This window comes from Roseobacter cerffii (assembly GCF_054226325.1).
This window is the reverse complement of sequence record NZ_CM135757.1, coordinates 4,032,543-4,045,329: the sequence shown is the minus strand read 5'-3', so window position 1 is coordinate 4,045,329 and position 12,787 is coordinate 4,032,543. Positions and strand designations below refer to the sequence as shown.

The following is a 12,787-nucleotide window of genomic DNA, read 5'->3' as shown; positions in this document are numbered from 1 at the left end:
GGGATTTGGCCTCACTCTCCGTAGGGCACCCAGATGTTCTTGACCTCTGTTGCCGCGGCGAGGAAATCCTTGCACTGTCCTGCAGAGTCCATCCAGTCGCGGGCTGCGCCATTGTTGACCCAGGTGCGTTTGAGGTTGGAAGCACTCGCGCGCTCGATCATGCCGGACAGTGCTTTGGCGCCGAAGCACCAGACCGCATCGATATCCATATGACCGGCCATGTAAGGTGCGATTTCCGAGTGCGCGCCAGTCAGGATGTTCACGACTCCCGCGGGCACGTCGGAGGTTTCCAACACCTGGATGAAATCGGTTGCGGCAAGTGGGAAGGGTTCGGACGCGCTGAGGATGACCCGATTGCCCATCGCGATGGCGGGGGCCAAGCAGGAGATCAGGCCCAGAAGCGGCGCCTCGCTTGGACAGATCGCACCGATGACACCCACTGGTTCCTTCATTGCCAGTGCCACGCCGCGAATCGGCACGCCGTGCACCTGACCGTCGTATTTGTCGGCCCATGCGGCGTAGGTGAAGAGCCGGTTGATGGCTGCCTCGACCTCCTTGGCCCCCTGTTTGCCACCCTGCATCTGATCGAGGCGTTTGGCGAATTCCTCGGCACGAGCCGAGAGGTTCTCACCGATGTAATAGAGGATCTGCGCCCGCAGATGCCCGGTGGTCTTGGACCAACCCTTGGCGGATTGCGCCGCCTCGACGGCATTGCGCAGATCCTTGCGGTTGGCGAGCGAGACGTGGCCAAGGAGTGCCCCTGATTTGCCCCAGACCGGCGCCGAATAGCCACTGTCAGGGCGCGCCTGTTTGCCACCGATGTAGAGCTTCGCCGTGCGGTCTATGGGGTCGGCTGGGGGCCCTTCGCCGGTGAAAGCGTCGATCTCCTTCAGCGGCTTGTTCGCGCCCTTGGGGCGGGTGTAGGCTGTAAGCCCCTCCCAGCCGCCCTCGCGGCCAAACCCGCTTTCCCGCACCCCACCAAAGCCCGCGGCGGCGTCCATCAGGTTTGTGCCATTGACCCAGACGATGCCACTCGCCAGCTTGGGCGCAATATCCAGCGCCAGATTGATGTTCTCGCTCCAAACCGTAGCCGCAAGCCCGTAGCGGGTGTTGTTGGCCAGCGCCACCGCCTCCTCAGGCGTGCGGAAGGTGGTCGCCACCAAGACCGGTCCGAAGATTTCTTCCTGCATCAGCGTGTCCGCGGGGTTCAGGCCAGTGATCAGCGTGGGCGGATAGAAAGACCCCTCCACGGGCATGTCCGTCGCGGCCACATGGGTTTCGCCCGCGCTGTTTACCACAACGAGATCGCTGATCGCCTGAAGCTGCACGGGGTCGACGATGGCGCCGACGTCGATGCTCTTATCGAGCGGGTCCCCCACGCGCAGCTTGTCCATGCGCGTGCGAAGCTTGGCGTAGAAGAGCTCGGCCACAGGTTCATGCACCAAGAGGCGCGAGCCCGCACAGCAGACCTGGCCCTGGTTGAACCAGATCGCGTCGACCAGACCCTCAACTGCCGAGTCGAGATCGGCATCATCAAAAACGATGTACGGGGACTTGCCCCCCAACTCCAATGTGAGCGCCTTGCCACTGCCAGCGGTGGCTTCGCGGATGCGCCGCCCGACGGCGGTGGAGCCCGTAAAGGCGACCTTGTCCACATCCGCCGCAACCACCATCTCGCCCACGGTGCCATCGCCCGTTACAATGTTGACCACACCTTTGGGCAGACCCGCCTGGCGGCAGATATCGGCAAAGAGGAGCGCTGTGAGCGAGGTATACTCCGCAGGCTTCAGCACCACCGTGTTGCCCATGGCAAGAGCAGGCGCGATCTTCCAGGCGAGCATGAGCAGCGGGAAATTCCAGGGGATGACCTGCCCACAGACGCCAAGCGCCTCCCGGTCGGGCAATTCCTCTTCCATCAACTGCGCCATCCCGGCGTGGAAGTAGAAATGTCGCTGCGCCAGCGGTACGTCAATGTCACGGCTCTCGCGGATCGGCTTGCCGTTGTCCAGCGTCTCCAGCACGGCGAAAAGGCGGCTGTGCTTCTGCAGCAGCCGCGCCAATGCATAAAGGTATCGCGCACGACCGGAGCCGCCGAAGCGCGCCCACCCACTCTGCGCCTTGCGGGCGGCTTTCACCGCGGCATCGACGTCCGCCTGCGTCCCTTGGGTCAAGGTCGCAAGCACCTCACCGGTTGCGGGGTTGCGGCTCTCAAACCCCTTGCCGGGTTCAGTGAAGACGCCGTCGATGAAGTGGCCGAACCGGTCTCCCTGATCCATCAGCCAGGCCAATGCCTCCGCAGCACTTTCTGGCGCCGGGCCGTAGTCCATGGTCTCGAAGACTTCTTTCACCGTCATGCCTTCACCCTTCTGAAAATACTCATTTGCCTGACCTTCGACCCTAGCTGGTCGGGTGGCGGTAGCTCGCGGAATACTGGCCTGTCACGTGGTGCTCGAGCTGACGCTCAATGTCGTTTAGAAGCGAGGAGGCGCCAAAGCGGAAGAGATCCGGTTGCAGCCAGCGGTCGCCGAGTTCTTCTTTCATCAGCGCCAGGTAGGTGATCGCATCTTTCGCCTTTGAGATGCCACCCGCAGGTTTGTAGCCGACGCGATAGCCCGTTCGCGCATAGTAGTCGCGGATCGCCCGGATCATGACCAGCGACACGGGCAGCGTGGCATTCACGCTCTCCTTGCCGGTCGAGGTTTTGATGAAGTCCGCCCCCGCCATCATGCAGATCATCGACGCACGCGCCACGTTGCGCAGCGAGCCCAATTCACCCGTCGCGAGGATCGCCTTCACATGTGCCTCGCCGCAGGCAGCGCGGAACGCGCGCATCTCGTCATAGAGCGCCTGCCAGTTGCCCGACAGCACATGGCGGCGCGAAATCACGATGTCGATCTCGGCGGCCCCGGCGGCGACGCTTTCCTCGATCTCGGCGATGCGCAGATGCAAGGGTGAGAGGCCTGCGGGGAACCCGGTGCTCACCGCAGCCACAGGGATGCCCGAACCTTCAAGGGCGCGCACCGCAGCCGGGATCATTTCGTGATAGACACAGACTGCGCCGGTGGTGATCGGTCCCATGCCCATCGCGTCGAGTAGACTCTGCGCCACCGGCTGGCGCGCCTTTGCGCAAAGGCGTGCGACGCGGTTTTCCGTGTCATCGCCAGAGAGTGTTGTCAGATCAATGCAGGTCACCGCGCGCAGCAGCCAGGCGGCCTGGTGCTGTTTCTTCACCGAACGGCGGGCGGGCAGGCTGGCCGCACGACGCTCGATGGCAGAGGTATTCGCCTGCAGTGCACGCACCCAGTCCATGTCCAGCGCAAGCCCGGGGTTGCGCGGTTCTGTCACCTGCGGCAGCTGATGGCTGGCCTGGGTTGTAGCGGTCTCTTCGGCGGGACTGAGCATCGCGATCCTCCGGGTCGGTCAGGGCTGCAAAATCGCATGCGGCGCGGCCCTTGGCAAGGCGATCTCCGCTGCGACACAGCCCCGGATCGGCTCAGCTGCCGCGGTAGGTGCTGTACCCGAAGGGCGAGAGCAGGAGCGGCACGTGATAGTGGCTGTCGGCCTCCGACATGCCGAAGCGGATCGGGATGCTGTCGAGGAATCTTGGGTATTCTTCTGGCACACCGCTCGCTGTCAGGTAGGGCCCAGCCTCGAAAATCAGCTCGTAGGTTCCCGTCTTGAACTCATCCCGGCCCAGGATTGGTGCATCGGTGCGGCCGTCGGCATTCGTGACCGCCTCTGCGACTTTCCGATGGCTGTTGCCCGAGACCCGGTAGAGCAGGATGCGAATGCCCTCTGCCGGGCAGCCGCGCGCGGTGTCCAGAACATGGGTTGTCAGATATCCCGCGGCCATCGTTCCCTCCTGCGCCAATTCGAAACCAGCCTGCCCGCCTCAGAACCGAATTGCAACGCGCCGCAAGCCGGTATTGAATGGCGCGGCTGACCAAGGAGGCTTTTCGTGAAACGCTACCCCCGCGATTTTTCAGGCTATGGACCCACGCCACCGGATGCGGCTTGGCCGGGCGGTGCTCGGATCGCGGTACAGTTCGTTCTCAACTACGAAGAGGGCGGCGAGAATTGCCTGCTGCACGGGGACGCGGCCTCCGAAGCCTTTCTGTCCGAGGTCGTGGGCGCCCAGCCCTGGCCGGGTCAGCGGCATTGGAACATGGAATCGATCTATGAATACGGCGCGCGTGCGGGCTTCTGGCGATTACATCGGCTGTTCACAGGCGTGGGCATCCCGGTCACTGTTTATGGCGTCGCCTCGGCGCTGGCCCGCGCACCGGAACAGGTGCGCGCCATGCAGGACGCAGGCTGGGAGATCGCCAGCCACGGGTTGAAATGGATCGACTACAAGGATCATTCCGAGGCCGACGAGATGGCCGACATGATGGAGGCGATCCGCCTGCACAGCGAGGTCACCGGTGAGAGCCCGCGCGGGTGGTACACCGGGCGTTGTTCGGTGAACACGGTGGCGCTGGCGGCAAAGACCGGGCAGTTCGAGTACATCTCCGACACCTATGATGACGATCTGCCCTATTGGGCCAAGATCGGGCGGCGCAACCAGCTGATCATCCCCTATACGCTCGACTGCAACGACATGCGTTTTGCCACGCCGCAGGGGTTCAATTCCGGGGATCAGTTCTTTGCCTACCTGCGCGACAGCTTCGATGCGCTCTATGCCGAAGGGGCAGCGGGTGCTGCCAAGATGATGTCTGTCGGTCTGCACTGTCGCCTTGTGGGGCGGCCCGGCCGGGCGCAGGCGTTGAAGAAATTCATCGACTATATTCAGGGGTTTGAGGGGGTCTGGTGCCCGCGCCGGATCGAGATTGCGGAGCATTGGCGCAAGGTGCACCCGCCCACACGCGGCGCGGCCCGGCCCTCGGCCATGAAGAAGGCGGATTTCGTCGACAAGTTCGGCGGGATTTTCGAACATTCGGCGTGGATTGCCGAGCGCGCCTTCGAGCTGGAGCTTGGCCCCGCGCATGACACCGCCACCGGGCTGCATTCCGCGCTGGCGCGCATGTTCCGCAGTGCCAGTGTCGAGGAGCGTATGGGCGTGCTGCGCGCGCACCCGGATCTGGCGGGCAAGCTGGCGGCAGCGAAGAGGCTTACAGCGGAAAGCACAGAGGAACAGGCCAGTGCCGGGCTCGACGCGCTGACCGACAAGGAGCGCAAGGCCTTCGAAAAGCTCAACAAGGCTTACGTACAGAAGCATGGCTTCCCCTTCATCATCGCGGTCAAAGACCACGACAAATCGGGCATTCTGCGCGCCTTCCAGCGGCGGTTGGATCATGAAACCGATGCCGAATTCAATGAGGCCTGCCGCCAGGTCGAACGGATTGCCGAGATCCGGCTGGAGGCGCTTCTGTGAGCTATGCCTTCCCGCCCGGTGGTCTGCCCGATCAGTCGCAAAACCCAGAAAGCACGGCGATTTTCACCGATGCCTATGCAGTGATCCCCGCGATCACTCAGCGTGATATAGTCACAAGCTTCCTGCCCGGCTGGCAGAATGCGCGGGTCTGGGTGCTGGCGCGCCCTCTAAGTGGCTTTGCCGAGACCTTCTCGCAATATGCCGTTGAGCTCAGCGAGGAAGGCGGCAGCGCCGAGCCGGAGCCTGACAAGGACGCGCAGGCGGTCATCTTCATCGCCAAGGGTGAGGCGCGGCTCACACTGGGGCATGACACGTTCGATCTGGGACCGGGCAGCTATGTCTACCTGCCCCCGAGCGCGGTCTGGACGATTTACAACGTGCACGAGGACCCATGTCAGTTTCACTGGATTCGCAAGCGGTTTGAACCCTCGCCGGGGCTGAAGGTGCCGGAAGCGATGATCACCCATGAAAGCGAGGTGCCGAAAGCTTCCATGCCCGGGTGCAATGGCACATGGGCGACACAGCGGTTCTTCGACCCGTTCGATCTGAGTTATGATTTCCACGTGAACATCGTGAATTTCGAGCCCGGCGCGCGCATTCCCTTCGCCGAGACCCATGTGATGGAGCATGGGCTCTACGTGCTGCAGGGGACGGCTGAGTACCTGCTAAACAAAGATTGGGTCAGCGTCGGCCCGGGCGACTTCATCTGGCTGCGCGCCTTCTGCCCGCAGGCCTGCATCGCCACGGGCACTGAGCCCTTCCGCTACCTGCTCTACAAGGACGTGAATCGTCATATGCGCCTATGAACCGCGAGATCCGATGCATGCCGCTCACAGCGGAGGCCTTCGCGCCCTTCGGAGATGTGCTTGATTGCAGCGGGTCGCCCGACAGGATGATCAACGCGGGCCTCTGCGGGCGGTTTCATGATCGGGCGCAGATGGACTTCGGGCCCGATGGGCGCGCAGGTCTCAGCTTGTTTGAGGCTGAACCGCGTGCGCTGCCCTACACGCTTGATCTGCTGGAGCAGCACCCCGAGGGCAGCCAGGCGTTCATCCCGATGACACCCGCGCCGTTTCTGGTGACCGTGGCCCCGGATGATGGCGGCAAACCCGGCGCACCGCTGGCCTTTCTGACCGCCCCTTACCAGGGCATCAACCTGCACCGAGGCACCTGGCATGGCGTGCTGACCCCGCTCACCGCGCCCGGAATTTTTGCAGTGATCGACCGAATAGGCGAAACGCCCAATCTCAGGGAGGTTTTTCTTGATCCACCATATCTGGTGGTTCCATAACCGCAAAAGCCGTCTCAGAACGGTGGACAAACGACAGGGACACGACATGACAGAGATCAGCGCAGGCATCTACCGCAACCCCGACGCCACCCCGCCCTTGGTACAGGCGGTGCCCTTGGGCTTGCAGCACGTGTTGGCGATGTTCGCCTCGAACGTGACGCCATCGATCATCGTGGCGGGTGCCGCGGGCCTGGCCTTTGGCGGACCGGAGCAAGTCTATCTGATCCAGATGGCGATGCTCTTTGCCGGGGTGGCCACGCTGTTCCAGACTGTCGGCATCGGACCGATCGGTGCGCGGCTGCCGATCATGCAGGGCACCAGCTTCGCTTTCGTCGGTGTGTTGGCCGGTGTGGCAGCGACCCAGGGCCTCAGCGTGGCCTTGAGCGCCTGCATCATCGGTGGCTGTGTGCATTTCGTTCTCGGTGCTTTCATTCGACATCTGCGATGGCTCTTTCCGCCGCTGGTGACCGGGCTGGTGATCCTCGCGATTGGGCTCTACCTCATCCCGGTGGCGATCAAATACGCCGCAGGGGGTGCTGCCACTTTTCAGATGGAAGCGGAGAGCTTCGGCTCGCTGATGCACTGGTCCGTCGCGCTCAGCGTTGTGATTGTGGCGCTGGTGCTGAAGTTCTTCACCAAGGGCACGCTGTCGAACGCCGCGATCCTGATCGGACTGGTGGTCGGCTACTTGCTCGCGCTGATGCTGGGCATTGTCAACTTCAGCGCGGTTGCCAATGCCAGTTGGGTCACGTCGATCACACCGCTGCCCTATGGGTTCGAATTCTCGCTCGGCGCCGTGATCGCCGTGACGCTGGTGTCCATTGTCTCGGCCATCGAGACCGTCGGCGATGCCTCCGCCACCACCAAGGCCGGTGCAGGCCGCGAGGCGACTGATGCCGAAATCTCCGGCGCTACCTACGCTGATGGTCTGGGCACCGCCGTGGCCGGTGTCTTCGGTGGGCTACCCAACACCTCCTTCAGCCAGAATGTCGGTATCGTCGGTATGACCGGCATCATGAGCCGCCACGTGGTCACCATCGGCGCGCTGATCCTGATCCTCTGCGGGCTGCTCCCCAAGATTGGCGCGGTCATCGCCTCCATGCCCCTCCCGGTCCTGGGGGGCGGCGTGATCGTGATGTTTGGCATGGTCGCTGCGGCCGGTATGAACGTGCTGAGCGAGGTCGAGATGAACCGCCGCAACATGGTGATCATCGCCGTCTCGCTGGCCGCTGGTCTGGGCTTGAATCTTGTGCCCACGGCTGTTCAATATCTACCCGGGGTGGTCAAAACGCTGGCAACGTCGGCTGTGGCGCCAACCGCGCTGGTGGCGATCGTTCTCAACCTTGTGCTGCCCGACGACGTCTAGACCCGCTGCTTCACCCTTCTGAAAATACTCCCGTCGGAGGCACCCACAGAGCTGCGCGCGGGACGGTCTGAACAGCATCGCGCGCGGTAGAGAGGAGCCAACCCATGTACGACCTTGCCGCGATGGGCGCCTGGATCGAGTTTGCTGTCCGCTGGCTGCATGTGATCACGGGCATAGCCTGGATCGGCTCGTCCTTCTACTTCATCGCGCTGGATCTCGGGCTGCACCGCGACCGCAACCTCGCGAGCGGGGCGGATGGTGAAGAGTGGCAGGTGCACGGCGGCGGGTTCTATCACATCCAGAAATACCTGGTCGCGCCCGAGAACATGCCCGATGGTCTCATTTGGCACAAATGGCAAAGCTACTGGACCTGGATCAGTGGGTTCGTCCTGCTGGTGCTGGTGTACTATCTGGGCGCTGAGTTCTACCTGATCGACCCGGCCATCGCGGACCTCGCCGCATGGCAGGCCATCGGGCTCTCGCTCGCCTCGCTCGCCTTCGGTTGGATCGTCTACAACACCCTCTGCCGGGTCTTCGTGGACGCCAACCAAACGACCCTTATGCTCGCCCTCTTTGTTGTGCTGATGGCGATGTCCTATTTCTACGCCTCGGTATTTTCCGGCCGCGCGGCGATGCTGCATCTGGGCGCCTTCACAGCAACGATCATGAGCGCGAATGTCTTCATGATCATCATCCCGAACCAGAAGATCGTCGTGGATGACCTGATGGCCGGGCGCACACCGGATGCGAAGTACGGTAAGATCGCCAAACAGCGCAGCACGCACAACAACTATCTGACGCTGCCCGTGATCTTCCTCATGCTCAGCAACCACTACCCGCTGGCCTTCGCCACCCAATATACATGGCTCATCGCGAGCCTCGTGTTCCTGATGGGGGTCACGATCCGGCACTACTTCAACTCGATGCACGCCCGGCAGGGAAACCCGCATTGGACATGGGCGGTGACCACGCTGATCTTCATCGGCATCATGTGGCTCTCAACCGCGCCGATGTTCCGCGCGGACGAGCCCGAGACCGCACAGGGTGCCGCTCTGCAGTTCGCGCAGGCTACGGGCTTCGAAGAGGTGCAGGACATCGTTTTGGGCCGCTGTTCGATGTGCCACGCGGAGGAGCCGGTGTGGGAGGGGTTGCTCTGGGCGCCCAAGGGTGTGCGGCTGGAGACGGAGTACCAGATCGCCCGCCAGGCCCGTGCGGTCTATCTGCAATCGGGTCTCAGCCACGCCATGCCGCCCGCGAACCTCTCCTACATGGAGGACGACGAACGCGCCCAGATCGTTGCGTGGTACCTGGCCGCCACGACTGAGTGACCAGGGGTGGCCTGAAGCCCACCCTACCTGCCGGCACGACCGTCGGAGCAGGCAGGTGAGGTGGGCCTTCGGGCCGCCGCGGCTGTGAAATCCGGTTTCAGAATCGGCGCGAGACATGCTACACCTTGGGGCATGGCCTCTCTCAACCCCAACATAGGCGGTGATCGCCCCATCATTCGGCAACTCGATGACGCTGCGATCAATCGCATCGCCGCAGGCGAGGTCATTGAGCGCCCCGCTTCGGCGGTGAAGGAGCTCGTCGAAAACGCACTCGATGCCGGGGCCCGTCGCATCGCCATTGACTACGCGGATGGCGGCAAGACCCTGATCCGCGTTCAAGACGACGGGTGCGGGATGACGGAAGAGGAGCTGCCGCTGGCGCTCTCGCGGCACGCAACCTCAAAAATCGACGGCTCGGACCTGCTGGACATCCACACCTTCGGGTTCCGCGGCGAGGCTCTGCCGTCGCTGGGGGCCGTGGGGCGCCTGACCATTGCCAGTCGCGCCGAAGGCGCGCCCGGTGTCGAGCTGTCGGTTGTCGGTGGAGAGATGAGCGCAGCGAGGCCAGCGGCCCTGAACATTGGCACAACCGTCACGCTGCGCGATCTGTTCTTCGCGACGCCCGCCCGGCTCAAGTTTCTGCGCACGGATCGCGCGGAGAGCCAGGCCATCACCGATGTGGTCAAGCGGCTGGCGATGGCCGAGCCCTTCGTGCAGTTCGTCTTGCGCGATGTGTCGGGTGACGGCGACGGGCGCGAGGTGTTCCGCGCGGATGCGGAGCAGGGCGATCTCTTCGGTGCGCTACACGGAAGGCTCGCCCGTGTTCTGGGCCGCGAGTTCGCAGAGAACGCGCTGGCCATTGATGCGGAGCGCGAGGGCTTGCACCTCACCGGGTTTGCCGCCCTGCCGACCTACTCGCGCGGCTCTGCGGTGGCGCAATACCTCTTCGTGAACGGCAGACCGGTGCGGGACAAGCTGCTGGTTGGTGCGTTGCGTGGTGCTTACTTTGACTTCCTGAGCCGCGACCGGCATCCGGCGGCAGCGCTCTTTATCGACTGCGATCCAAGGTTGGTTGATGTGAACGTGCATCCGGCCAAGTCCGAGGTGCGCTTTCGCGATCCGGGGATTGCGCGCGGCCTGATCGTCTCCGCCCTGCGGCACGCGTTGGCGGAGGCCGGACACCGGGCGTCGAGCACCGTTGCCGACGCGGCCTTGGGTGCAATGACGCCCGAGCCGACAGGCGCCCGGGTCTATCGGATGGACAGGCCCCCAGCGCCGCGCATCACTCCCGAGTTTGCCGAGACCGCACCCGTTTGGGGCCGCGTCGAGGTCGTTGAACCGGACGCCCGTCCAGAGCCAGATCATGCACCGGACTACCCGCTGGGCACGGCGCGTGGGCAAGTACATGAGAACTACATCATCGCGCAGACGGCGACGGGCATGGTGATTGTCGACCAGCACGCGGCCCATGAACGGCTGGTCTATGAGAAGCTCAAACACCAGATGGCAGAGACCGGCGTGGCGCGGCAGGCCCTGTTGATCCCTGAGATCGTGGAGCTTTCCGACAGCGATTGCGCCCTGCTCATGGAGATCGCCGGTGAACTCGAGAAATTTGGTTTAGGCATTGAACCATTCGGCGGAGGTGCGATTGCCGTGCGAGAGACGCCTGCCATTCTGGGCACTGTCGATGCACGCGCTATGCTCCTGGATATCCTCGATGAACTGGTGGATCAAGGTGGGTCGAACACGGTACAGGCACGGGTCGAGGCGATCCTCAGCCGCGTCGCCTGTCACGGTTCGATCCGCTCCGGGCGTCGGATGCGGGCGGAGGAGATGAACGCCCTTCTGCGCGAGATGGAAGAGACGCCGCACTCCGGCCAATGCAACCACGGCAGGCCCACCTATGTCGAGCTCAAGCTCAGCGATATCGAACGATTGTTTGGTCGCACATGATTGAAATTGCCGGACAAACTTATGCTCTGAGTGATCCTCTGGTGATTGCGGCCTTGGCCGGTGGCGCGGTGATCCTGCTGGTCCTCCTGCTCCTCATCATGGCAGTTCGGGCCGCTGGGCGCAGCGCTGCGTTGACGGCGCCGCTGGTCCAGCAGGTCGGCGCGCTGGGGCAGCATGTGCAGCAGCTTGGGCAAGGGCAGGAGCAGCTGCGCGGCGGGCTGCAGATGGTATCGGACACACAGGCCACGGCACAGGCGCAGGTGATCCAGACTGTGGAGGCACGGCTGGCCACGGTGCAGCAGCAGATGCAGGACCGGCTGGCCGACAATGCGTTGCGTTCGGCCCGGTCGCTGGCCGAGATGCAGGAGCGCATGAAGGAAACGCTGCATGGCTCGTCGAAACAGACCACCACCAGCCTCACGCAATTGCAGGAGCGATTGGCCGCGATTGACAAGGCGCAAGACAATATCACCAAGCTCTCGGGCGATGTGCTGTCGCTGCAGGACATCCTCAGCAACAAGCAGACCCGCGGCGCCTTTGGCGAGATTCAGCTGCGCGATATCCTGTCAAAGGCCCTGCCATCGGACAGCTATTCGTGGCAGCCGACGCTGAGCAATGGCAAGCGTGCGGATTGTCTCATCCACCTGCCCAACCCGCCCGGACCCATTGTTATTGATAGTAAATTTCCGCTGGAGGCCTACGAGGCACTGCGGGTGGCGGAGACCGATCAGGCGCTTAAAGAGGCAGTGGCCAAAATGAAGATCGCGGTCACGAAACATATCACGGACATCTCCGAGAAATACATCATCGATGGCGAGACCGCAGATGGCGCCTTGATGTTCCTGCCCTCCGAAGCAGTCTATGCGGAGCTGCACGCCAACTTCCCCGAGCTGGTGCGCAAGGGGTTCGATGCGCGGGTCTGGATCGTTTCGCCCACCACCTGCATGGCGACGTTGAACACCATGCGGGCGATCCTCAAGGATGCGCGCATGCGCGAGCAGGCGGGGGCCATCCGCAAGACGCTGAAACAGCTGCACCGGGACGTGGAGCTGGTCGTTACAAGGGTGGGCAAACTCGATACGCATTTCCGGCAGGCGCGCGAGGATCTGGACGGGATCGGTACTGCCGCAGAGCGTGCCGGGAAGCGCGCCGCACGGCTCGACAGCTTCGACTTTGCGGAGCTTTCGCCCGAGGAAGATGCGGCGCTCTCGCTGAACCGCCCGAAGCCGTAAACAGACCGGACGCGCAACGGGCGGAATGTCCATTTCCGAAAATCTGTGATTCGCGCCTTTAAGGCTGCAAAACATGGAAAACCGCATGTCTGTTTTATGTCGGTATCACGTCGGTATTTTGTCGGTGCGGGTGTTGGTCTTCCCGGGCTTAACAGGGCATGCGGCGGCGAAGATTGCCAAGCCGTTACCGATCCGCGCGTGCGGCGGGTGCTGCGTGGCCCGGCATCGCCGGGCAGCGGCCGA

General features: G+C 63.2%; 10 protein-coding genes. 7 read left to right on the top strand and 3 right to left on the bottom strand.

Annotated elements, in window-relative coordinates; translation table 11 throughout:
* Positions 1 to 11 precede the first annotated feature (11 nt).
* The 3 genes from ACVC7O_RS19670 to uraH form a co-directional block, all read right to left on the bottom strand.
* Positions 12 to 2,354, bottom strand: coding sequence for an aldehyde dehydrogenase family protein (locus ACVC7O_RS19670; RefSeq protein WP_458323807.1), 2,343 nt, complete (start codon positions 2,352 to 2,354; stop codon positions 12 to 14).
* A 43-nt stretch (positions 2,355 to 2,397) separates the two neighbouring features.
* Complete coding sequence (gene deoC / locus ACVC7O_RS19665; protein ID WP_458323806.1) at positions 2,398 to 3,402, bottom strand: deoxyribose-phosphate aldolase; 1,005 nt, start codon at positions 3,400 to 3,402, stop codon at positions 2,398 to 2,400.
* A gap of 91 nt (positions 3,403 to 3,493) precedes the next feature.
* Positions 3,494 to 3,853, bottom strand: a complete 360-nt coding sequence (uraH, locus tag ACVC7O_RS19660; protein ID WP_458323805.1) for a hydroxyisourate hydrolase — start codon at positions 3,851 to 3,853, stop codon at positions 3,494 to 3,496.
* Positions 3,854 to 3,958: 105 nt separating this feature from the next.
* Here uraH and puuE point away from each other — a divergent pair, with 105 nt between their 5' ends.
* From puuE to ACVC7O_RS19625, 7 genes are all read left to right on the top strand, one after another.
* Positions 3,959 to 5,374 carry an allantoinase PuuE gene (puuE, locus tag ACVC7O_RS19655; RefSeq protein ID WP_458323804.1) on the top strand — a complete coding sequence of 472 codons (1,416 nt, stop codon included), beginning with the start codon at positions 3,959 to 3,961 and terminating at the stop codon, positions 5,372 to 5,374.
* Entirely contained in the window at positions 5,371 to 6,180 is an 810-nt protein-coding gene (locus tag ACVC7O_RS19650) for a bifunctional allantoicase/(S)-ureidoglycine aminohydrolase (RefSeq protein ID WP_458323803.1), read from the top strand. The genes puuE and ACVC7O_RS19650 overlap by 4 nt, the downstream gene beginning before the upstream one ends.
* A complete protein-coding gene (locus ACVC7O_RS19645; protein WP_458323802.1) occupies positions 6,177 to 6,665 on the top strand; it encodes an ureidoglycolate lyase in 489 nt (162 codons plus the stop codon). Before ACVC7O_RS19650 ends, ACVC7O_RS19645 begins: the two co-directional genes overlap by 4 nt.
* Positions 6,666 to 6,711: 46 nt before the next feature.
* Complete coding sequence (locus ACVC7O_RS19640) at positions 6,712 to 8,031, top strand: uracil-xanthine permease family protein (RefSeq protein ID WP_458323801.1); 1,320 nt, start codon at positions 6,712 to 6,714, stop codon at positions 8,029 to 8,031.
* Between the two features lie 104 nt (positions 8,032 to 8,135).
* Complete coding sequence (locus ACVC7O_RS19635; protein ID WP_458323800.1) at positions 8,136 to 9,359, top strand: urate hydroxylase PuuD; 1,224 nt, start codon at positions 8,136 to 8,138, stop codon at positions 9,357 to 9,359.
* Positions 9,360 to 9,491: 132 nt separating this feature from the next.
* Positions 9,492 to 11,312: a DNA mismatch repair endonuclease MutL gene (gene mutL, locus ACVC7O_RS19630; protein ID WP_458323799.1), complete on the top strand. Its 1,821-nt coding sequence runs from the start codon at positions 9,492 to 9,494 to the stop codon at positions 11,310 to 11,312.
* Positions 11,309 to 12,544: a DNA recombination protein RmuC gene (locus tag ACVC7O_RS19625; RefSeq protein WP_458323798.1), complete on the top strand. Its 1,236-nt coding sequence runs from the start codon at positions 11,309 to 11,311 to the stop codon at positions 12,542 to 12,544. Before mutL ends, ACVC7O_RS19625 begins: the two co-directional genes overlap by 4 nt.
* Positions 12,545 to 12,787 lie beyond the last annotated feature (243 nt).

Excerpts from the sequence above, each read along its gene's own strand:
- ACVC7O_RS19645 (WP_458323802.1), top strand. The coding sequence starts at position 6,177 with ATGAACCGCGAGATCCGATGCATGCCGCTCACAGCGGAGGCCTTCGCG.
- ACVC7O_RS19625 (WP_458323798.1), top strand. The coding sequence starts at position 11,309 with ATGATTGAAATTGCCGGACAAACTTATGCTCTGAGTGATCCTCTGGTG.
- ACVC7O_RS19635 (WP_458323800.1), top strand. The coding sequence starts at position 8,136 with ATGTACGACCTTGCCGCGATGGGCGCCTGGATCGAGTTTGCTGTCCGC.
- mutL (WP_458323799.1), top strand. The coding sequence starts at position 9,492 with ATGGCCTCTCTCAACCCCAACATAGGCGGTGATCGCCCCATCATTCGG.
- uraH (WP_458323805.1), bottom strand. The coding sequence starts at position 3,853 with ATGGCCGCGGGATATCTGACAACCCATGTTCTGGACACCGCGCGCGGC.
- ACVC7O_RS19670 (WP_458323807.1), bottom strand. The coding sequence starts at position 2,354 with ATGACGGTGAAAGAAGTCTTCGAGACCATGGACTACGGCCCGGCGCCA.
- ACVC7O_RS19640 (WP_458323801.1), top strand. The coding sequence starts at position 6,712 with ATGACAGAGATCAGCGCAGGCATCTACCGCAACCCCGACGCCACCCCG.
- deoC (WP_458323806.1), bottom strand. The coding sequence starts at position 3,402 with ATGCTCAGTCCCGCCGAAGAGACCGCTACAACCCAGGCCAGCCATCAG.